The 22,170-nt window shown below is 54.1% G+C and carries 20 protein-coding genes; all 20 read right to left on the bottom strand.

Annotation, left to right across the window (positions count from 1 at the left end):
- Positions 1–55 precede the first annotated feature (55 nt).
- The gene (locus AKL25_RS21100; protein WP_050479683.1) at positions 56–817 is read right to left on the bottom strand and encodes a glycosyltransferase family 2 protein; all 762 of its coding nucleotides are present in this window, start codon (positions 815–817) and stop codon (positions 56–58) included.
- A gap of 51 nt (positions 818–868) precedes the next feature.
- Positions 869–1,921: a glycosyltransferase gene (locus AKL25_RS21105; RefSeq protein WP_240475825.1), complete on the bottom strand. Its 1,053-nt coding sequence runs from the start codon at positions 1,919–1,921 to the stop codon at positions 869–871.
- A 55-nt stretch (positions 1,922–1,976) separates the two neighbouring features.
- Positions 1,977–3,125: a glycosyltransferase gene (locus AKL25_RS21110; protein ID WP_050479685.1), complete on the bottom strand. Its 1,149-nt coding sequence runs from the start codon at positions 3,123–3,125 to the stop codon at positions 1,977–1,979.
- A complete protein-coding gene (locus tag AKL25_RS21115; protein WP_240475817.1) occupies positions 3,122–4,249 on the bottom strand; it encodes a glycosyltransferase in 1,128 nt (375 codons plus the stop codon). The genes AKL25_RS21110 and AKL25_RS21115 overlap by 4 nt, the downstream gene beginning before the upstream one ends.
- Before the next feature lie 65 nt (positions 4,250–4,314).
- Complete coding sequence (locus tag AKL25_RS21120; protein ID WP_205627291.1) at positions 4,315–4,866, bottom strand: acyltransferase; 552 nt, start codon at positions 4,864–4,866, stop codon at positions 4,315–4,317.
- Between the two features lie 36 nt (positions 4,867–4,902).
- Positions 4,903–5,865 (bottom strand): hypothetical protein, encoded by a 963-nt coding sequence (locus tag AKL25_RS21125; protein ID WP_050479687.1) that lies wholly within the window; start codon positions 5,863–5,865, stop codon positions 4,903–4,905.
- Positions 5,852–6,949 carry a DegT/DnrJ/EryC1/StrS family aminotransferase gene (locus AKL25_RS21130; RefSeq protein WP_050479688.1) on the bottom strand — a complete coding sequence of 366 codons (1,098 nt, stop codon included), beginning with the start codon at positions 6,947–6,949 and terminating at the stop codon, positions 5,852–5,854. Before AKL25_RS21130 ends, AKL25_RS21125 begins: the two co-directional genes overlap by 14 nt.
- Positions 6,946–7,950 (bottom strand): NAD-dependent epimerase/dehydratase family protein, encoded by a 1,005-nt coding sequence (locus AKL25_RS21135; RefSeq protein ID WP_050479689.1) that lies wholly within the window; start codon positions 7,948–7,950, stop codon positions 6,946–6,948. Before AKL25_RS21135 ends, AKL25_RS21130 begins: the two co-directional genes overlap by 4 nt.
- Positions 7,951–7,991: 41 nt before the next feature.
- Positions 7,992–8,915, bottom strand: a complete 924-nt coding sequence (locus tag AKL25_RS21140) for a glycosyltransferase family protein (protein ID WP_050479690.1) — start codon at positions 8,913–8,915, stop codon at positions 7,992–7,994.
- A gap of 19 nt (positions 8,916–8,934) precedes the next feature.
- Positions 8,935–9,636 (bottom strand): FkbM family methyltransferase, encoded by a 702-nt coding sequence (locus AKL25_RS21145; RefSeq protein ID WP_050479691.1) that lies wholly within the window; start codon positions 9,634–9,636, stop codon positions 8,935–8,937.
- 167 nt (positions 9,637–9,803) lie between these two features.
- On the bottom strand, positions 9,804–11,588 hold the full coding sequence (locus AKL25_RS21150) for an ABC transporter ATP-binding protein (RefSeq protein ID WP_050479692.1): 1,785 nt from the start codon (positions 11,586–11,588) through the stop codon (positions 9,804–9,806).
- Positions 11,585–13,336 (bottom strand): hypothetical protein, encoded by a 1,752-nt coding sequence (locus AKL25_RS21155; protein ID WP_050479693.1) that lies wholly within the window; start codon positions 13,334–13,336, stop codon positions 11,585–11,587. Before AKL25_RS21155 ends, AKL25_RS21150 begins: the two co-directional genes overlap by 4 nt.
- A gap of 49 nt (positions 13,337–13,385) precedes the next feature.
- Positions 13,386–14,708 (bottom strand): TIGR04372 family glycosyltransferase, encoded by a 1,323-nt coding sequence (locus tag AKL25_RS21160; RefSeq protein WP_157050723.1) that lies wholly within the window; start codon positions 14,706–14,708, stop codon positions 13,386–13,388.
- 112 nt (positions 14,709–14,820) lie between these two features.
- Complete coding sequence (locus AKL25_RS21165; protein WP_050479695.1) at positions 14,821–15,612, bottom strand: nucleotidyltransferase family protein; 792 nt, start codon at positions 15,610–15,612, stop codon at positions 14,821–14,823.
- Positions 15,613–15,614: 2 nt separating this feature from the next.
- Positions 15,615–17,105 carry a PfkB family carbohydrate kinase gene (locus AKL25_RS21170; RefSeq protein ID WP_240475818.1) on the bottom strand — a complete coding sequence of 497 codons (1,491 nt, stop codon included), beginning with the start codon at positions 17,103–17,105 and terminating at the stop codon, positions 15,615–15,617.
- Positions 17,106–17,214: 109 nt separating this feature from the next.
- On the bottom strand, positions 17,215–18,396 hold the full coding sequence (locus AKL25_RS21175) for a class I SAM-dependent methyltransferase (RefSeq protein ID WP_050479696.1): 1,182 nt from the start codon (positions 18,394–18,396) through the stop codon (positions 17,215–17,217).
- Positions 18,393–19,148, bottom strand: a complete 756-nt coding sequence (locus AKL25_RS21180) for an SDR family NAD(P)-dependent oxidoreductase (RefSeq protein WP_050479697.1) — start codon at positions 19,146–19,148, stop codon at positions 18,393–18,395. The genes AKL25_RS21175 and AKL25_RS21180 overlap by 4 nt, the downstream gene beginning before the upstream one ends.
- Positions 19,141–20,391: a class I SAM-dependent methyltransferase gene (locus AKL25_RS21185; RefSeq protein ID WP_050479698.1), complete on the bottom strand. Its 1,251-nt coding sequence runs from the start codon at positions 20,389–20,391 to the stop codon at positions 19,141–19,143. Before AKL25_RS21185 ends, AKL25_RS21180 begins: the two co-directional genes overlap by 8 nt.
- Positions 20,388–20,936 (bottom strand): WbuC family cupin fold metalloprotein, encoded by a 549-nt coding sequence (locus AKL25_RS21190; protein WP_050479699.1) that lies wholly within the window; start codon positions 20,934–20,936, stop codon positions 20,388–20,390. The genes AKL25_RS21185 and AKL25_RS21190 overlap by 4 nt, the downstream gene beginning before the upstream one ends.
- Complete coding sequence (locus AKL25_RS21195) at positions 20,929–22,140, bottom strand: class I SAM-dependent methyltransferase (RefSeq protein ID WP_050479700.1); 1,212 nt, start codon at positions 22,138–22,140, stop codon at positions 20,929–20,931. Before AKL25_RS21195 ends, AKL25_RS21190 begins: the two co-directional genes overlap by 8 nt.
- Between the last annotated feature and the right edge of the window lie 30 nt (positions 22,141–22,170).

Here is a 22,170-nt window from a genome sequence, read left to right on the forward strand (position 1 = left end):
TCAAAAACCGCCTGTAGAAAGGCCTCACACCCCTGTTTCCGGCATCGCGCATTTGCTACGGCGCGGGCCGGCGCACCAGTTCCGTCAACTTGAAGGGGATTTTGGACAGCACCAGGCACAGGTTGGTGTACAGACCGTTGGCGCGGCAAGCCCGCACGATTTCCTGATTGAGCAGAATGCTGCTTTTAATTCCTGCCGTACTTACTCCGCCCAGCCGCATGCGTACGATGACCCGGTTGATCCACTGGTATCGGCACTTGTTCACATGCAGCAGCCGCACGAACATCTCGTAGTCGGCCGCAATTTTGTATTGCAGACTGTAGCCGCCGACCCGCGCATACGCAGCGCGTTTGATGAAAGTCCCCGGATGCGGCGGCATCCAGCCGAAACGCAGTTTCCAGGCTTGGAAATGTCCTGCGCGGTAGTGCCGGCGAATCTGGTCCAACTGCTCAGGCTGCACGAACACCACGTCGCCAAACACCACATCCAGCTGCGGATCGCGCTTGAAAGCCGCCACCATATCCGAGATGACATGGTTTCCTTCGTAGAAATCGTCGGAGTTGAGAATTCCCACGATCTCGCCTGATGCAGCAGCGATCCCCTTGTTCATCGCATCGTAAATGCCTTGGTCGCGTTCGCTGATGACCACCGCCAGACGATCCTTGTATTCGTTGACGATGGACATGGTGCCATCCCTGGATGCGCCGTCGACGATGACATATTCGATGTCGCCGTGGTCTTGCGACAGCACCGAGCGAATGGTGTCGCGGATCGTCTTCTCGCTGTTGTAGCAAACGGTGATGATGGATACTTTCACTGGGCAATGCCTTTAAAAAACGCAGTCAATCAATGATACGGACGATCTCTGTCATGCTTCGCCGGCGGCGAGTTGCAGCAGCTGATGTGCGACTTCATCCCAATTGGAGGGGATGGCGGCAAGCCGGCTTTCCCAGTTCGGCCACCAGCCATCTTGCAGGCGGCGGTGAAGATCGCCGATAGCGGCGCGCAATGACTCTGCATCGGCAGGATCGAAATAGATCGCCTGATCGCCGCACAAGACGCGTGCATACGGCAAATCCGGACACACAATCGGCAAACCGATCCACATGGCTTCGATCAGCGGGAAGCCCAGACTCTCCGATTGCGAAAGAAAAAGCAAGGCATCCGCTTCCCTGTAGGCGTCCAGCACCTGCTGCGCAGACAGGCGACCGACGCATTGTATCCACGGCTGCGCCGGATTCGGATGTGCATCCGGCGCGATCGTCAGCGTCAGCCGGCGGACCGTCCAGTCCGGGTCAGGCGAAGAGCCGAACCGGCCGAGCAAACTGTGATTCTTGTGCGGGTAATGGGCTGCCGGATAAAACAGGCGCATCCCGTCCTGCACGTCGGCCACGGGCCGGTCGCGTTTGAGGTTCGCCGCCAACAACCATTCCGGAGGCGGCTGCCCGACGATATGAACACGCCCCGCTATCTCAGGATAAGTCTGCTCAAGGCTGATCTTCATCGCCTCCGTCTGCACCACGAAGCGCGAGACGTAGCGAATATTGCTTTTGAATAGTTTTCTTGCTATCCAATACTTGATTGCGCCGGCGCGCTGCCCTGTGCCGGCACTCCCCGTGAGCAACGGGGTCTGCACAAATACGGTCTGACGCGTCTTGCAGCGAATCGGTATATCGCCCATCACCAGCAATGGCGCCTGACCGCTATATCGAAACCCGAACGAAGTACATTCCAGCACGCGCGATATGGCGTTCGGCAGAAAGCGCCTTGTCCGATGCGAGACGGTCAGCGGATTGACCGCGACATGAGTAGCCAGATCGCCCTTGGCCGGCAGATACACGTCGGTGACGTTGAAATCCGCTTGCGCTTCGAGATGCGGCAGCAATGATTTCAGCAACTGCACGGCGCCCAGACCGACCACGTTGGTCAAGTGGATCCTTGCCGGTTGCGGCGACGCGGGCGAATGAGGAACAGGATCAGATGTCATACCAAGGGCATTCAGATTGTGGTGCAGAGCCTTTGCCGTCGCCGGCAAGAATTGCGAACAGATAACGGCCGGCGACATGCGGATCAAGCGCATCTCCCGCGCAGCGCGCGGCCTCTTTCAGCACGGTGCGATCGGTTCCATCCGCAGACAGATCGCGCAGTATGCCGGCCAAGGCGCCGGCGTCGCCATTGGCAAACACACGCCCGCAGCGCCATTTGCGCACGACAGCCGAGGCGCCTGCCGCGTCGCTGCCAATGACCGGGACGCCTGCCAGCAGCGCCTCATTGACGACGACACCCCAGCCGTCGTAGCGACTCGGCAGTACGAGAAAGTCGTATCCCGCGATCACGCGCTGCGCCTCGCCAAACGGAATCGTTCCACGATAGCGCACGCACGCGTCTTGCTCATCGAAGCGCCCGCCGTCGCCCGGTCCGTAAATGTCCAGATGGACGGTCACGCCGGCCTGCCGCAGTGCAGCGATTGCATCCAGCAATACGTCAATCCCTTTTCGGGCGATCAGCGTGCCGATGAAAATCAGGCGCAGCGGCGATGCGTTGAGGTCCGCCGTCGGAGCCGGAACATCTGGCAGGCGCGGAACAAAGTAGGCGAACGGATAGATTTTTTCCGGCGCGATGCCGATCCCGGCGTACTGGCTGACTGCGAGCGGCGAAATCGCCAAGATGCCGTTAATGCGGCGCTTTAGAAGCGCCCCGTAAATCTTGTAGACCAAGGGGCGCAGCGCCGCCTTGATCCTGCCTGCCAAAGGAAGATTATCACTCTGATAGCCGGTGGAAATGGGCGAGTACGGTTCCGAAATGAGCCATACGCGACGCCTCATGCACAATGCCGCCAGCAACACCAGCATCAACCGCGGGCGTTCGAAAGGACTGCCGAACAGATGCACCGCGTCCCGGCGTTCCCGCAACTGGCGCAAGGCAAAGCCGAACCATCCTGTCTGCGGTATCAAGGCCGAGGGCATGGCTGCGGCATGACGATTGACCCATCCTTGCGCCTGCCGCTCGGCATGTTCTTTTTCCAGCGTAAAAATCTGCAAGTCGGATACGCCGGCCTGCTGCAACGCTTCCCAGGTATAGGATTGGTGATCCGTGAGCACGGGATGCCAGCAGACGATCTTCACGCAATGCTCCCGGGCGGCTGCGGGAACAGGAATGCATTGAGCATGCGGCCGACGTTCTCTTCCGAACAAACCGCTTCCGCCGCTTTCATGCCGACCAGCGATATCGATCGTGCGGCGGGGCCGTTCTCGACAATCCAGCGGAATTTCTCAATCAGCAAATCGGCATCGTCCCTCTCGAGATATACGGCGCCGTCGCCCAGCACCTTGCGTACGTCGCTGATGTCGGTCGACAACACCAAAATGTCGTTGCTTGCGAATTCGATCACCTTGGACGGGAAGGTCGTGTTGGCAAGCGCGCCCTCGTTGGGCTTGAGCGCCAGGCCGACACGCGCCCGCTCCAGGATCTGGCGATATTGCATGTCGGTCGTGCGACCATGCACCGTCACCGTCGGCGCAGTCTCGTCGTGCGACAGCTCTTTCAGCAATTCCAGGCAATCGCCTTTTCCGGTGACTTCTATGCACATGCGCGATGCCCAAGGCGGTGCGGTTGCGCGGATTTTTTTGATGGCGCTGATCAGCATCAGCCCCCCGGTATCTGCCGACACCGTCCCCCCGAACAGGAAGGTAGACGATGCCGTCATCCATTCCTCTTTTGGAAGCGCAATATCCGCGGTTCCATAACATGACTGGACTGGCCTCAAACTGGTGGTATCCGCCAGGGCATCGCAGGCGAGCAAAGCGCCGCCGGTGCAGCACGCGTCGAACACCCGCTGCAACAGCCGGGCCTTGAGCGCCTGCAGCGACATGCCTTGCACGGTGGTCGCGCCGTCTTCCAGATCAAGCGCCGTATTGAAGTTCAGCAAGCGGGACAGCCAGAGCGCGGGCAAATAGGCGCTGAGCCGATTATAGAAAAGTGCGGTTTTCTTCCCCGGCTTGCGGCGCAAACGCCAGATGACCGGCAAGAACGCCAGCAGCGACAGCAACTCCGACAAGACGGGAAAATGAATGAACGGCAGATAGATGACAGGGACGCCGTCGACGCGCGCAATCTTTCCCGGAAAGTAAGCACGGCTGCCGTTCTGCTTGCCGCGCCCCATGCTGATAACGGTCGCACGCACGCCGGTCTTGCGCAAGGCGCCCGAAAGTTTGAAGATTTTGCGGGAAGCGGCTGGACTGTCGGTCACGATCCCGCGTTCAGTACGCGTGCGGTCGTCAAACGCATTGCAGACAAAAAAGAAACGATGCCGGTTCACGCGAGCTCTTTCTTGACCCGGGCAGGCACGCCGGCCACCAATACATTGGCGGGGACATCGCGCGTGACAACTGCGCCGGCGGCGACGACGGCGCCATTGCCGATGCTGACCCCTCCCAGTACTCTGGCGCCGGAGCCGATCCAGCAACCATCACCAACCACAATGCCCGCCGCCGTACCTTGTCCGGCGCGACGATTTGCATCGCCGATTTCATGGCTGCCGGTGACAAACTCTACCGCCGGCCCGATATCGCAGCGGCTCCCGATTGCGATGGCGACATCGGCATGCGTATAGAAAACGACGCCGGGACTCAGCCATGTTGCATCGCCGATCTCCAGCCGGCCCCGGCCATAAATCCAGCCCCGTCCGCAGACCGATACATCCTGCCCCAGTTGCACGTTGCCCAGCCGCAAACAGAAATTTCTGAACGAAAACATCCGTGATGGAGGCAGGCACCATAATAAAAAATTCATGAAATGTCTTAGCACCTTTGCTCCCGTCCACGTCTGCTCAACCTCACCCGGTCCGGCCGGGCTGCGTTTGAGCATATTATTTTACTTTTCTGACGCTTATGCGATCCAACGTCAGCGATTGTGATCCGCCATATGGTGATAGGTCGATGTCCTCAGCAGCCAGTGCTTGAGATTGCGCAACCACTGGAAGCGCTGAACGACCGGAGCGATGAACGGAATGGGCATCCGATGCTGCCGCAGCACGCCGTACACGCCGATCATGGCATCGAGATAGCGATCATAAAGCCATCTTCCCGCGCCGATGCGATAACCGCCGTACAGATGAATCCTGCTGGGCGACTGAATCTTCAGGGAATGGAAATGGTAGAGCACCGGCTTCGCTGCGCCATCTTCGGCGAGGAAGCGCCTGACGTTCCAAGGCGCCCATGTTTTCTCAACCTGCCTGAGCACATGGACCTGATCGGGAAAGCGCTGCGGCCAGTCGTCCAGATATTTCTGGTCGCCGAATTTGCCATCCTCGAATCGCGCAAAACACCATTCGACGCAACGCTCCTGCCACCACCGCATCACAGCCAGGCCGCCTTCGGTGCGCCGAAAACTCATGAACTGCACGCAAAAAATACCGCTGGTTTCCGATTGATCGTATTCGGGGGAGTACGCATGCGGTGTGATCAATACATCCTTGCCGCTGCGCGCAAACTCCTCGAGCAAGATCGACGGCCTGTCGAAAAAGAAAAGGTCGGCGTCAAGATAGGTCACCCGCTGGGCGGCGGGCTCGCGATCGAAGACGAATTGCGGAGTAAAGGGCGTCAGCGTCCAGCAGTACTCTCCTCTTGAGCGGCCGGGCTTGACGCCCAGAAGCGCGTCTGTTTCCACCTCCGCCAAAGGGAGCAAAGTGACATGCGGCAAATTCAATTGGCGCAATTGCGTCACTGCCAGATCGTCCATGCAAACAATCCACAGATGAAACGGCTGGGCGTGCTCCATCAGCGACTGATGCAAACACATTCCCATCGGAAGATATTTGCTGTCGAACAGCGTGACGAAGCACTCTTTGTCTTCAGTGAAATGCATTCACCGCCTCAACGACCTTCGCGACGTCCGATTGCGACATCTGCGGATGACAGGGAATCGACAGGCACGTCGCCGCATGCTGTTCGACCGCGGCCAATCCCGCCGGATCAAGGCGCACATCTGCGCACGGCGGCTGTTTGTGCACCGGGATCGGATAATGCGAAAGATTGGCAATCCCGGCCTGCGTCAGGTGCGCGCCCAGGCGCTGGCGATCAGCGCATCGCACGACAAACAGATGGTGCACATGGCTACGCTCTTGCAACGGCTTGTCGAGCACGGTGATCTGCGGATTGGCAATCTGCTCGTAGTACTGGCGCGCCACGTTGCGCCGCTTCTCGGTAAAATCATCCAGCCACTTCAAACGCTCGCTCAACATGGCCGCATGTAGCTCATCCAGGCGGCTGTTCAAGCCCACTTCAGGATGATGATAGCGCTCGCTCTGTCCATAATTGCGAATCACTTTGGCGCGCTCGGCAAGCGCGGCATCGGTGGTGATCAACGCACCGGCATCGCCGACGGCGCCCAGGTTTTTCGTCGGATAAAAACTGTAAGCGCCGAAGGCGCCATAAGACCCCGCAACACGGCCGTTCCATTCCGCCAGATGCGCTTGCGCGCAATCCTCCAGCAGCAGGATGTTCCGGCTGCGGCAGAAATCCGTCCAGGCATCCATATCGGGCAATTGGCCATACAGATGCACCAGCAACACAGCTCTGGTCTTGGACGACAGGCATCGCGCGACGCTGTCGATGCTGAGCAGGCCGGTGCCTGGCTCAATATCGGCCAGGACCGGTGTGGCGCCTACACGCAGGATTGCCAGCACGGTTGCAAACGCCGTCATCGGCGTGGTGATCACTTCATCGCCGGCGCCGATACCCAGGGCGCGCATGCCGATCTCGATTGCATCCATGCCGTTGGCGACCCCCACAGCGTCGGCTACGCCGCAGCGCCTGGCCCAGCTCGCCTCAAAGTCTTTCACTTCCTTGCCCAGGATGTACCACCCGGAACGCAATACGCGCTCCGCCGCAGCCAACTGCTGGCGAATCAATTCTTCCGGCTCGGCCTTGAAGTCGTTCATCAAGATCATTGCGCTTGCTCCCAATAGTGCTTGTGGTGCTGGAGATAGTAGTCCAGCGATAACCGTAGTCCCTGCTTAAGTTCGATCTTCGGCGTCCATCCGAGCGCGTTCCTGATTTTCGCGAAGTCGCTGTAGTAGTCGCCGATATCAATTGCCTTGCGCTCCGGCGGGAACGGGACGATGTCGTAACGGCCGCCGGGATGCATATTTCCCAGTTGCGCAGCAAGATCCTTCAGGTTGACGACTTCGCTGCTACCCAGATTGAATATCTCGCCGTTGGCATTTTCGCTGATCGCAGCGAGCAGCAAGGCATCGACCACGTCGTCGACATAATTGAAATCCCGCAGCTGCAAGCCATCGCCAAAGACGAGAATCGGCTTGCCTTCCACCAGGTTGCGCATCCAGATTCCCAGGAAGGTCTGCCGCGCATCCTTGACGCGCATACCTGGACCGTAGGTATTGGTCAGTCGCAACGCCGTGGCTTTGATGCCGTAGACGTTGTTGTAAAGGATGTGATACCACTCGCCGGCCAGCTTGTTGATGCCGTTGACGTCCACCGGACGTATCGGATGCGCCTCGTCGACCGGCAGGTATTCCGGCTTGCCGTACAGCTGGCGCGTACTGGCGAAGACAATCTTGATGGTCGGATTATGTTTCTTGCACGCCTCCAGAATCGACAACTGCGCTGCCGCATTGATGTCGAGGTCGGTGTGCGGGTTGTGCATGGAATCCATGTGGCTGGTCTGCCCCGCAAGATTGAACAGGTATTCCTGGCCTTTGATCAGGTATTCCATCGCGAATGGGTCGCGCACATCGGTGATGTTGATGCGGACCTTGTCCTTGATCGGTTCGATATTGAACAGGTTGCCGCCATATTCGGGGATCAGGCTGTCGACCAGCGTGACTTCAGCGCCGGCAGCCACCAGCGTACGCGCCAGGGCGGAGCCGATGAAGCCCAGGCCGCCGGTGATCAGGACACGTTTCTTTTGAAATTCAGATGAGCTGTTCATATATATACTGCGCTTGTTGAATTGGCATTCAATGCAATCTTTCAGCGAGCAATGCCGGCCAGGCTGCGCTGTAAGGTTTTCTTGATTTTAGCGCCGATACGACGCCACAGAGGGCGCCGATGGCGTCGAAAATAGGCTGCGACGGCATTCCACGCCATTGTATTCTGTTCTATTGCAATACCGCCTACGCGAAGCATGCGATCTCCCAGCTTGACCTTGAATTGCTCCGTTGCTTCGGAATGCGTTCCGCTATTGTCATTACCGATGTTCTGCACCAGGCTGACGCCCGGATACAGCGTCAGCCGATCGGCCAGAAACGCACTGGCATACCACCTGATTGCCCAAGAATTGACTCTTCCGGAAATCTGATCTCTCAGCATCCCCATGTAATCGTTGCTACCGCCGAAATCGAAAGACCTGCCCAATCTCTTTTCCAGCAAAGCACGCAACAATTTTTCCGTATCGGGCTCAAATTGATCCCATCCACGCTTCCAGGTCGCCCATCCCCAACAATCGGCCCCGCGCAAGAAAAAAGTCTCCGGCAACTCCCTGCCCGTAGGGTAGATGTAACCATGAATGCTGATCACGGACTCCTGTGATTGATATTCATCCAGGCCATCGTTCATGTACTTCAGGAAATAAGGAGAAGTGACCAGATCATCTTCCAGGACGATGACCTTGCCGTATTGGTCGCACAATCTGCTGACGCCGTCGATAATGGATTCGGCAAGTCCGAAATTCCTGTCGCGCTCAACGATAGTAAGAGATTTGAAACCTTGTATGCCTCTTATATAGTTCCGCACCTCAGCAACAGCGGCTTCATGCCCCGGCCCTTTTGCACAATCCGAGAAGACAATCAGGTCACTTTCTGCCGCAAGCAGATTCCGCTTGAGTGCATCAACCGTCCTGCGGGTATGATCCGTGCGGCTATAGACAAACAAGGCGATGGGGGCAAGGGAGGTCACGCGAGGACTCTTGGCGGTCTCAGGACACACTGTCCGGAGTTCGGAATATCCACGTGTTGTACGTCTTGGCGAACAACAGATATCCCTGGCTCTTCATGAATTCGTATATTTCACTTCCCGCGACATCTTCCATGCTGGTTCCCAGCGCTTCCACCAGTACGCAAACCGGACGATATCTCGTCCAGTCGTTAGACTGCAGCACCAGGAAGTCCAGACCTTCGACATCGATAGTCAGGAAATCGATCGCCGTTCCGGCAGGCAAATGCTGGTTCAGTATTGCATCCAGACGCTGAACAGGGACGTCTGCCGAGCCGATGACTTTATAAGGTGTATTGGCGAGTCGCTGTGCAACCAGTTCCTCATCAAATGAGTTGAGCGCCGGATCATTGAAAAAATGATACTTGAGCATCTGCGGCCGATCGGAAACGCCGAGCTGCAGGTTGATGTCTCGTTTTCGGTCGCGACGAAAAATCGCGACGACATCCGGGTTCGGTTCGATATTGATACCGCGCCATCCGCGTCGGTAGAAGAAATTTGTATTCGAAAAACGAGCGGGATGATGAGCGCCGACGTCCACATAGAATCCGCTGCTCTTGCCTTCAAATATGCGACGCAACACCATGTCCTCACCTTCCTGCGAATAGGAAGACAACGCGTAGCCGTCGGTAACGCGCATGCGGAATTTGAACAGCCAGGTTTTGATTTTTTTGAGTGCGGGCATCACTGTACGTTGCTTTTATTGGGAAAACTGTCCGGATCGGGAACCCACTGTAGATACGCCGCATGAAATCCGGACTATGGCGTTGGAAAGCCCGGGGCATGCCCGGCATTCAAAGACGACGCGCGTCGTTGCTGTTCCATGGAGTATCGCACCGGGCGGGCGTCATCTCATTCGGATAACGGCATTGCTTCGTCGACATCGACAGCCTGCCCTGGATGCTGCATGGCACGATACAGAGGCGAATTCCGCATCAACTCATCATGCGTACCGCTGGCGACGATTTTACCATGCTCCATTACGTAAATAACGTCGCAACCCATGACCGTCGTCAGTCGGTGAGCGACGATAATTAACGTCTTATTGCCGGCAAGCGCCAGTATTTCATCTGAAAGCTCTTTTTCAGTGATGTTGTCCAAGGCACTGGTAGACTCATCAAAAATGAGGATCTCGGGATCTCTGTACAAGGCTCGAGCGATTCCCAAACGCTGCCGCTGCCCGCCTGACAATCTCACGCCGGCTTCGCCGACGAAGGTGTCCATACCATCGTCCAGAGAGTTCACGAATACATCGAGATTCGCGACTTTGAGTACCCTCTTGATTTTTTCTGCATCGTACTCATGCGAAAAAGAAATGTTGAAAGCGATCGACTCATCAATCAATGCGATTTGTTGCGGGACATAGCCCACGTAACGTCGGATTGCGTTTGTGGAATAAGGATCGATTTCTTCCTTATCCAGCAAAAAGAGCCCGGATGCCTTTTCCTGCAACCCGGTGATGATGTCCAGCAGCGTACTTTTACCCGACCCGGAAGCGCCCACGATACCGACAGAACTTCCACGTTGAATCGTCATCGAGAGGTTGCGCAGAATTTGTTTTTCGCCGTAACTGAAATCGAGATCTCGGATCGTCAAGCTATTGTTGAAAGGCAATTCGACCGAGACGACATCTTGGTGCGCCGAACGCAATTCTTCATAAAACACCTGCAGCTTGTCCAGATAGGTTTTTGAGTATTTGAACCCGCTGTAGTACGCCGTAAACCGGCCGAATGCCGGCAGGACGCGCATGGCGCACAAAGCCATCAGGCCGAATACCGGCAACATGTTCTCGATGCTCATTTTTGATTCGACGAACATCGCAGCTGCAATGACGAATACGACGATGATGACGTATTCAATCGTAAAGCGCGGAAGGGATGTCGCAAAACCATTGCGCCATGCGATATTTTTCGTGTCTGACGACAACTCTACGGTGCGAGCGAGGAACATGTCGCCGAGCCCCATGATTCTCGCATCCTTGATACTGGAAATAGTCGCGAAAGACCAGCGATAACGGAAACCGTCCACACGCGCCTGCTCCTTGCCGTAACGAACGATCCTTTTAATGATCAGGAAATACAGTGCCGCGCCGACCAGCAGGACTGTCAGACAGACGATGCCCGTGGCGAGCGGTTGCAAATAAAACGAGACGCAAAAAAACAGGCCGAAAAAAATCGCTTCCGCCACGATTCCCAGCCATGCCTGGAAACACATCGCCACCTGGGATGAATATGTGTAGTTCATGCCCACGAGTTCGGAAGGAGCTTGACGCAGGAAAAAATCGTACCTGGCACGCATCAGCTTGCCGAACAGGTCGCTGGTCAGTTCATGAGCAAGCTCAGCAAGTCCTTTCAACTGCGATCTGTTCAGCCATAAAGACAAACCCGCCTTGACGGTAAAAAACACCAGCATGCCGGCGCTGAGCACGTACAAGAACAGTGTATTACCGGTAAAGCCAAATTGCTGATAAACCCAACTCAGGACTCGGCTTGATTGTATGGATGACGGCTCCGAAATCACCTTGAGGTAAGGAAAGATTGCGGCGATGCCGACAAGATCAAACACCGACAACAGCAAGGCCACCGCAATGAATCTCCCGACACGCCTCGGCCCGATATAGGAAAAGAGAAAATTCATAGGATACTTCTGAGCTTTTCACTCAGTCCGCCTTTTGTCATCTCGGCCTTGTCGCCGTACATCGCGCCGACCAGCCGACGGATCTCATTTTTGAGATAAGTTGTTTCTTGCGCGACTGTGATCTGCTCTTGAGCAGCAACATCGACTTCATCCAATAGCGATCCGCTGCCATTGCTGATGACTTTGTTGATGAGCGCCTGGGCTTTAAGCTCGCCTGCCCTGTTTCTGATATCTACGTGCTGTTGACGATACGGTGAAACGGCGCGTCCGAGGCGACGCACCACTCGCGCGCCAAAATTGGTCGAGAGCGGAGAACGCTTCGGAAAACTTTCTGAAATATCGATCAGCGAGCGGCCATATTCAAATGCGCACCAGCGGTAGGCCTTTCGAATATTCTCAAAACTCCAGCCGTCGGCCAGAGCCCGTTCGATCTGCGAAAAATATTCAGTTCTCGTAGCGCCAACGTAGTTCAGGGTGGAGGGATGAGATGTTACCAAATGAGGGGAATACAAGACAACAGGAAGCCCCAGCAAACTCATTTCCTTACCAGCATTCGACCAGCCGTTCAGCACAACATCGACAATCTCAGCCAGATCGTAAATCGATATGTGATCCGCAGGCCAGTTCACGCGAACGTTGTCAGGCAGATCCTGCAGCACTTTTTCCAGCACTTCCGCTTGCGCAGATTTGACCTTTTCGCGGCGATTCGGGAAGTTGCGCGGATGCACCCGCAAAATCAGGCACAGATCCGGACGGCCCCGGGCAAAATCAATCAAGGCGCTGACCCATTCAACCTGGGTCGGGAATTGGCATTCATTGTCGGGAAACTGTACGCCGATCGCTTCGGCGGCAACGCGTTCATCGCTGCTGCTCATTGTCGCCATCAGCACCTTTTGCCCCGGGCGGACTCCGAATTTGGACTTCAGATCATGCCCCTTGTTCGCCAGGGGCGCCGAATAGGCAAATACATCCAGGCCGCTGAACAACGCCAGCACATGTTCCGTCACCGTCGACAGCAACGCTTGCGAACAAGGTATTTCCCGATAGGTATTCCAATGGGGATTTCTGTTCCAGCTTGCAATGGTATAGCCGCGGGTAACAAACAGAGTTTGCATGCGGTTGGCCAGATTGTTGCCGGCGTGGATGAAGTAATGCGGAATTCCACGCTGGGCAGCCAGCTCGCAACAAACATGATTGACCGAATAGAACGAGTTATAGACCATCACTCTGTCGGGCTTTTCGTCATCAAGAAGTCGACGACAGGCGTAAAACGCATACAACGCGTTGGTGAGTTCCGGCTGGAATCTCTGCCACTCGGCCTCGGTCAGCACCACGGAATCTTTTTTGTGATTGATCAGGAATTCATATAACGCGTAGCGGCCGACCGGTATCTGATCCAATTCAAGATCGATATAGTTGTGACGGGTCAGTGTGGACAACACTTGCGCCACTGCCACACGATCTTCATCCGTAATCACGTCGATGACATCCGGACCGGAAAAACTAAACCCGCTACGAATAATATCTCTGTGGGCCGTACATTTTTTACAAACCTGGTCTTTGTCCGCCGATGAAGCATCAATAGCCACGCCTGCAGCACTCATCGGGATGCAATAGGCATTGAACTGGCCGCCGCATGAAACGTAGACAATCTCATGGCCACTCTTCTTCAATGCTTCCGCCACCAACGCCTCCGGAAAAGCGTGAACCCAGATTGCGGAATGCGGAGCGAAGGCTAGTATTTTCATATTGAACGACTTGATGAGTATGTGGTGAATGTCTACAGGATCAAATGTTTTATTTTATGGTGTCAGGCTCTGCATGCTGCTCTGACAGTATCTCATTCTGCCTTGCCGCGTAATGTTTCAGGAAGTCGGCACCCAACACGCCTTGCGCCGTCGATAACCTAGTCGCCAATCGATAACGGGCATGAACATCGTCAATCTGCCGCTCCGAACCCATGGGCGTTTCCAATTTCTTGACGGCCGCCGCCCAACGCGTTGCATTGAACGCCAATTGCGCGTCGTTTGGAGTCCAGTCAGCACCCTGGTCAAAAAACTCTATTACGATCTGACGCAATTCCTGCGGAGTGTTTTCATAAAACACATAGTTATCCCGAGGGTGGAACGCATGCTGCGCCCATGGAGTTTTCGGCCACTCCATCGGTGCGAGAAAGCGTTTGTCCGACTTCGAATAGACGTGCTTCAGTATTCCCACATCGCGCTCTTTTTGCGGATATCCCAACAGCCAACTATACATATTGGTCTGGATAATCGGTCGTTGGAACATGATAGCGATGTCGAGAATACCGGACTGCATTCCTATATAGGTGCGGCACTCCTTGAGGAGATAGAGATCCATCAACTCGCTTTTTTGCGGCGTAAAGGGATAATCAATAACCTGTGGCATGCTGGGAAGACGCTTCATGGTGTCATCACCGATACGCACCACCCAGCCACCGCGCCTGGTGATTTCTTCTATCGCAGGAATATAGTTGTCAATGGTCGCGTTACGCTCAACGGTCTGGTAGTCATTGTAATAGCCGCCTTCCCTGACATGCAGGCAAACAAACCAGGCGTCAGAAGGCAATCCCATTTGAATTCGCTGACGCTGTGCAATTGCAAGCCGCTTCTTGGACAATGATATTTCCAAATTTTCTTTGGTCTGCTTATCCCATTCGTAGGCTCTAACAACGTCCCATGAAAAGGATTGCATAACGAGTTTGGGTTTCCAGAGCAGTTCTTGCCCGAGCATCGGTATGCGCGAATACTCGCTAAGCTGAATGCCCCAGTACTTATTGGTAATGATATGTACGCCGCGAAAAAAACCAAAATATAGCGTAATCAACACGCAGCACACGGGATAAAGGGGATTGGAGGGAAGAAATGCCCTGTACTCCGATTGAAGATGAGCCATTTCCCGGTTTGGAATCCTCAGGCGCAACAAACCGGGCAGTTCGTAAGGAAACAGCACCACCAGTTTCTTTTTTTCGCGCCGCGCCTTCAGCAAACCGTAGTACAACTCTTCGCCAAAATTACCAATGGCGATAGGGTGAGGCAAGATAATGATCGTACCAGTCAATTTGCCAAGCCAATACAACAAGTGATGCAAAATAGGCATCAAGTATTCCCTTTTACCAAACAAAAGCGACACATCCGATTACTCGGTTGCAATTCATTTACATTGATCGCGAACAGGTTGAGATCGACAACCGGTCAAGAAAAACCTGCTCTCAACTTAGAAGATTGTCGACGGCGACGCAAAGAGCACTGCCCTCTGCCTCACATACCTCAGACCAAGCACGCGCATTCTGCGGACTTGCGGGAAGGACGGGAAAGCTACGATTGGCCTCTCGCCAACTTGTGATGCTCCCGATGTCCCGATGATAGCTGGCATTTTTATAAGTATTGATGCGACCAATCAGCCGTGGAATCAGCTCCGTACTCAGATCAATCTCCGGCTTCCCTTGGTCTTCCAATAAGCTCAGCACCGTCGGCTCGAAAATATAAACGGCGGCGTTGGCCAGATTGCCCGGGGGAGAAGCGACTTTCTCGTGGAACGCGTGTACGAGCCCCTGTTGATCAAGTTCAACAATACCGCACGACTGAGGATCATCTGACTCAAACACCATCATCGTCATTTCGCCATTTGCAGGACGCAGGCTGTGTGCTCGGATGAAGTCCTCTGCGTCGAAGATGGTCAGGTTGTCTGCATGTGCAACTAAGAAGGCTTCCTCTTCAAAGAAATCCCGATTTTTCAATACCGTACCGCCGGTTCCCAATAATACCGGCTCATGCACAAGGGTAACCCATGGCATCCAGCTGCTACTCTCCAAGAAACGTAGTACAGGTTCCGGCATGTAGTGAGTATTGATCAATACTTTATCAATACCATGACCAACCAGGATTTCCATCCAATAGTCGAGCAGAGGACGCCCATGAATAGGCACCATGCATTTAGGCAAATAGTTGGTCAAGGGGCGCAAGCGAGTCCCGAGGCCCGCAGCCAGAAGCAAAGCACGCATCTCTAATCCGCAAGTTCCTGCGCCATGTCACGCTGCGATAAGGGAATGTTACCGACCCGGCTTACCTGACACGCGGCCGCAATCGACCCCAGATACATGCTTTGCCATATGTCAGCCCCCACCGCCATCGCCATGGAGCAGCAAGTCAATAAACTGTCGCCTGCGCCAGCCGTATCTTTAGGTGAGGTATTGAAGGCAGGCAATCGATCCGTTAGCCATTCGTCGGGATTGACTGAGGAAGCATGGGCGATAATGCCTTCCGCTCCCAAAGTCAGTAAAATGTTTGCTGCCTGTGATTTCTCTCGCAGTTTTTCCGCAAGCACCACCAGCCCCGCGTTGTAATCGCGCACGGCAAGTCGTGCTTCGCGCTCGGTGGGCGTCAACAGCATCATTCCTTTGAACCTGGACACGTCGCCCATCTGCGAAGAGGATTGACTGTCGGCCACCATCGGAATGCGCCGGCGCCGACATTCCTCACTGATCTCGTCGACGACCGACTGCGGCAGACAACCATAATTGAAGTCTGAAAAAATCAGGAGGTCGGATGACTTCAGAGCTGCTTTCACCGATTCCACAAAGCGCCGCGCCAACTGTTGCTCGAGTTCATGCTGACGCAAATGACTGACACGCAACAAGGTCTTGCCCGAAGCCCGAAAACGCTGTTTCAACGTAGTGGGACGACTGTCATCTTCGAATACCGAGGCCGTTACACCATACTCATGTAATTTGTCCCGCGCGAATATGGCGGACGCGTCGGCACCAGATACTGAAAAATAATTGACTTCGGCACCCATCTCTCGTGCATGTGAAGCCACGATCGCGGCCCCGCCGATGAACCGCTGGCTCTGGATTGGCGTCACGACCAAAGTCGGATCCTCCTGCGACATTCCCAGCGCTTCGCAGTTCACGTATTCGTCAACAATCAGGTCACCCAGCACGGTTACCCGAAAGCCCTTGAACTTCGCCATGATCGCGCGTAAATCAGCCATGGAAAAACCGTGACGCTCCAGATAATCAGTGGGGCGAATGATGGAAGACAAATTCGGTTCGAAAATCTCTTGCTTGAGCAAATCCATTGAAGAGAAACGCATTTCACCTGAGCTGAACAGCAACTTCCCACCATAAGCATCGACAGCGGCCTGCTCCGGATTGAAATGCGATTCATGTTCTCCCCCCTTAACAACCACTGCCGGCTTCAGATCGCTGATCAATGTTTCAACGGAGGTATGCATGACAAAAGCGAAATCGACAAATCCAATCGCCTTGATGCCATCGAGTCGAAGCTGCTCCGGAAGCAACACTCCTTCAACATCGTCGTTCGCGACGCCGACCACAAGACAATCACCGCATTCCGCCGCGAATCGCAACAGACGAAGGTGACCAGGATGGACGGTGTTAAAGTTGCCAGCCACAAAAACAACGCGCCTGCCGCTGGCAGTCACGTTTTTGATGTCACGAATGACGCTATGATTTATCGACGAAATATCGCTCAAAATGCCCAACCTGTTAGGTAAAAACGCCTGCCAATATGCTGACATTTACTATATCTGAAACTGCGAACGGAGCGATAAACGCTCCGCTTTACTTTCATTGCCGCAATACTTAAGACATTTTCTGGAATACACCGTGGTGCGCCGGCATTCCCCACGTTTCGATGAATATCTTGTCTTCGCGGCAGAACTTGATCACGCTGTCAACATCTGCACTCTTGATCAAAGTCAATGCCGCCCTGATCATCGTCAAAATATTTTTTGCTTTGGTCGCGTCAGCTTGCGATGTGATGATTTGACCTGATGCCAAGCTCGCGAGCAGTTCGTCCAAAATTGCAATCGCACGCTGACAGCCATCTTCGGAAGCCTCGTCAATCAAGCCATCGACGATACCTACGAGTTCAGTCAATCCACTTGAGATAGTCGGAGATGGTGCAGGCAGCAAGCATTGCGTGCTCAGGAAATGGCTGAGTCTGCTTTGTTCGATATAGGCAATCGCGGCATCGTTATCCTGCTTTGCGGAATATGCTCCCTTGATCCAGCTCATTGCAAGAACGTTTTTGTAATTCGGCCAAGAAGAATACAAACGGAATTTTCCATCATGCATTTCTCGCAGGAGCTGGGCTGAATCGATAAAATATTTTTCCCGCACAAATGGGTTCTGGATCACATCCATGAACCATGATTCGATTTTGCGCGTGTGCGGAATGCTATCCCACTTAGGAGAAAACAGATGTTTGGCGGTATCCACGCCATGTGCAAAGGCGCCGCCGCGAATCACGGTCTGATACAGCGCTTTGAGCAGCAACTCTACGAAACCGCCATATGTCTCCATATAGGTAACAATGGCAAAGCCATTGGGTCGGAGACATTCGTGAAATTTGGCAATCCACGAGCTGGTCGGCTGCACCGTATAGATGAAGCCCTCCGCATCAATAATGTCATATTGCGTTTCCGGCACGAAATCGAGCACTGACTTCGCAACGATTTCCTTCAAACTCGACTCAAGTTTGAACTTCGAAAAATAGCGCTGGATATAAGGATGTGCTTCTTTATTCGGCTCCACCAGCGTGACGTTCGCCCCCCATTGTGCAAACACCAGTGAATTTTCGCCGGTATCCGGCCCGAATTCGAGCACATCCTTGTCTCGGAACATTGCTGGCGGCAACGACATGCGAAAAAAGACGTCATTACGCAATTTTGCATATTTAAACAATTCAGCGTCACCACTGAAATCTGCGTAAGTCGGCTGCACCTTCTGCGCCGCATAGTACTCGTACATTTTTTCCGTCATTGTCCTGTCCTGGGAAAATCTCTGATAATCGATTCGTGGCTTCGCAGCGTCAATCCGCCATCGACCACAATATTTTGACCGGTAATATAGGCAGCCTGATCGCCTGCAAGAAACATGATGGCATTGATGATGTCTTGCGATTTACCGGCGCGGCCAAGCGGTATGAAGCGCTCAAACCGTTCCGTAATCCAACCGTTCTGCTTATAGTATTCCTGCGCCGCATCTTTGATGACCACACATGGCGACACAACGTTGACGCGAATGCCTTTGTGACCAAGCTGCAAGGCATAGTAACGCGCCAATTGCACCAAGCCCGCTTTGCTGACGTGGTAGCCAAGATCCTGTTCCGGCGCGATGTAATGGTCTGCGATGGAGCTGACCATTACGATGCCGTTTCCGGCTTCGTTTTCGCTGAAGTAGGCACGCTCGAGCAGATGGTCAATCGCCACTCTGGTCGCCGTCAGCGCCACCGACAAATCGGTTTCAAACGCATCCGTCGACGAGCGATTGCGCTGCATGAAAACGATGCTGCTTACTTTTCCGTGCATATCCACGGCCAGATCCAGCGCAGAACGCAATGCACCAACATCGCTTACATCCACAGTATGAAGGCCCAGGCGTGACGGCGTTGGCTCTGCTGCGTGGTTGCGCCCGAACACCGATACCCGATAGCCGGCATCGAGCAAATGCTGTACGAGGGCACGCCCGGTTCCGCGCGTGCCTCCGACAACAATGTAATGCTTGTCAGCCATTCCGGACTATCCTGAATTCCGGCACCGGCACTGCGAAACAACCACCCTGATCAAGATAGGCTTGGTGCTTTTGCATGAAGGTCTCGGCGAAACGCCATGCGAGCACGAGTACATAATCCGGCTTGCGCTCGTAAATTGCAGACGACGGCAGAACCGGCAGATGCAGGCCGGGGCTGTACCGTCCCTGTTTGGCCAGATTGTCGTCAACCAGATAATCGAGGTACTCACCAATCTCGAAATGATAGATCAGAGTCGTGCCGGTGATCGATGCACCAAAACCTGCGACTGTCTTTCCATCCTTTTTGGCTTGTTTCAAGAATTCCAAGGTCTGCTGTTTCAGTACATCAATTTTCGCCGCGAAAACATCATAAGTTTCCTTGCGATAGATCCCCTTGCTTTCTTCTTCAGCCAGCAACTGCGCCACCGAACCGTCCTTTTGCATCGGACCGCCCGGACGCTGAACAAAATAACGCAGCGAACCGCCCTTGGTAGCAACGCGCTCGATGACCACCAACTCCAGCCCGACGCTGGCAAACAAGGCCTGGATCGGCTTGACCGAGAATGACGACAAATGTTCGTGGTAAATGAAATCGAACACCATGTTGTCGATCACATCAGCCAGATAATAGCTTTCAAAAATGAATACTCCATCGTCTGACAGCAGTACGCTGATGCCGTCGACCCAGGAGCGCAGGTCGTCGATGTTGGCAAATACATTGTTTGCCGTGACGACGCGGGAATGACCATGGGAGGCGACAATCTGTTTGGCAAGATCGTGTTCGAAAAATTTGCCGATGGTTTCGACGCCGCTGGCAGTTGCCTGCTCGGCAATATGTGCGGCGAACTCGACACCCAGAACTTTCATCCCCAATCCTTTGAAGGAACGCAGCAACGTGCCGTCATTGGAGCCAAGATCCATCACCAGCGAGCCTGGCGCAACCTGGCAACGCTGCACGACATGCTCAGCATAGGCTTGAAAATGCGAACTGAGTCCGAATGAACTTTGCGTCACATAAATATAGCTGCCATACAACACATCGGGATCAATCACATCAGTGATCTGAGCCAGACCGCACTGTTTGCACATGAACAGGTCGATCGGGTAGCTCGGCTGCACTTCATTCACGCGATCTTGGCTGACATAATCGTCACCAATCGGAGTCGGCTTCAGCGCAAAAACCAGCTCAAGATCTTTGCTGGCACATGCACGGCAGTCCGTGCGTCGATGAATTATCTGCTTCATGACTTTCCTGATAAAGAATGGATTCGTTGATCGAGATCTCTGATATAGCGTTCTGCGGCAGCGACGTCGCTGCCATCGGGCGCCCAATCGGGAAACACCGTCGTGCCGGGCTGAAACGGACCGTTCGTCGTTTCATGAAATACCAGCACGTCGGAGCGAATGATCAGCGTGTGAAATATCGGCATTTCGACCCGGTCGTAAAATGCCAGTCCTGATGCATAGTCGCCCATCTCAATGACTTGCGTCACTTCGCCCGCATCGTCAAATACGACCAGATCGACGCGCCCCGAGATGACATGCATCGACTCGGATTTACCGGGATGCTTGTGAGGGCGGACATAAGCACTGCGCTCATGAATAATGAGCATTTCGTGCAATGTGTTTTCGGGCGAATTGTGCGCGCACAAACGAATCCGGTTGCGCGGATTTCTGGAAGAAAGCTCTTCCAGATGATCGATGTCCGCGCGCGACGCAGTAACTATCTCAAGATCCGAATAAATGACTTCGGCATTTTGAAATCGATATTTGCGCTCTTCCTCAAACATGTTCTTTCCAGACCGGCAACAAACGGTAGCTTGGCGGCAACACAGACCAGAACTGGCCGCCTTCGCTTATCCATTTTGCATGCCTCTTCAGTACTTTTTCCTCGTTTTCGGTATTAACGGCCAGCAAACAAACATCAATGGAGTCGTCATACAGCGCATCACTCGGCTTCACCGGCAGTCGACCGCCCGGCATGAACTTGTTCTGTTTCTCAGGTTGATCGTCGACGATGATATCGATATTGCCCGCCATGTCTGCAAAATTGAGCAAGCAGTAAACACGTGCGCCTGCGCCATAAACGGCAATTTTTTTGCCAGCCTTTTTCAGGTCGCCAAGATAATTGTTCACATCACTCTTGAACGTAGGCCAGTAGGCAGCGTAATCCATGTTTTGCTGACGCAGCGCGGGCAGGTAATCAAGCGACAACGGTACGCTTTCCACCTTGCGGCCCAGTACAAAAATTCCCTCACCGCTGAACACGAAGACTTCGTCATGAATCATCTCCACGCCTGCCAGAGTCATGAAATGACGGAGTGTGTCGAGCGTAAAATAATTGACGTGCTCTTCCCACAGGCTGTAATCCTGGCAGCGCAGGTTGCAGCTGAAATTCGGCACTTCTATCAGTACGTATCCACCCGGCTTTACTAAAGTTTGGATCGATTGGGCGACACCGCGCAAATCGCTGATATGCTCAAGGTTCTGCCTGGTCAAGAACAGATCGAACTGCCCCCGCGTAGCGGCAATGCTTTTAGCCAGCTCAGGCGTCAGGAATTCTTGCATCACGTCGATGCCCTTGCCGATTGCCAGATCGAAAGCGTCTTGCGCCGGTTCGACGCCAAAGGTGTTCTTGAATCCCGCAACAGACATTTCACGCAAAAACTCACCGTCGTTGCAGCCGATTTCAATAATCTTGGAATCCGATGCAATACCTTTCAGCGCCTTGATCATGTTGATCTGGTGCGATACGTGCGGCTGGAACTTCCAAGCGCTGATCGTCACGTAATTGGCATAGAGTATCTCCGGAGGGCAAGAATCGACCAGTTGCGTCAAACCGCAATCGTCACAGAAAAACAGCCGCACAGGCCAGACCGGAGGCTGCTCCGTCGGACTTTCCAGATAGTGCTTCGAAACCGGGTGGCTACCGAAATCGATCAACTCGGTCAGCGCATGGCTGCCGCAAAGATTACATTCATGTTCAACAGTCATGATATTTATTGAGTACCCGTAAATGAGAAA

The sequence above is a fragment of the Herbaspirillum rhizosphaerae genome, from assembly GCF_001189965.1.
GTDB lineage: Bacteria > Pseudomonadota > Gammaproteobacteria > Burkholderiales > Burkholderiaceae_D > Herbaspirillum > Herbaspirillum rhizosphaerae.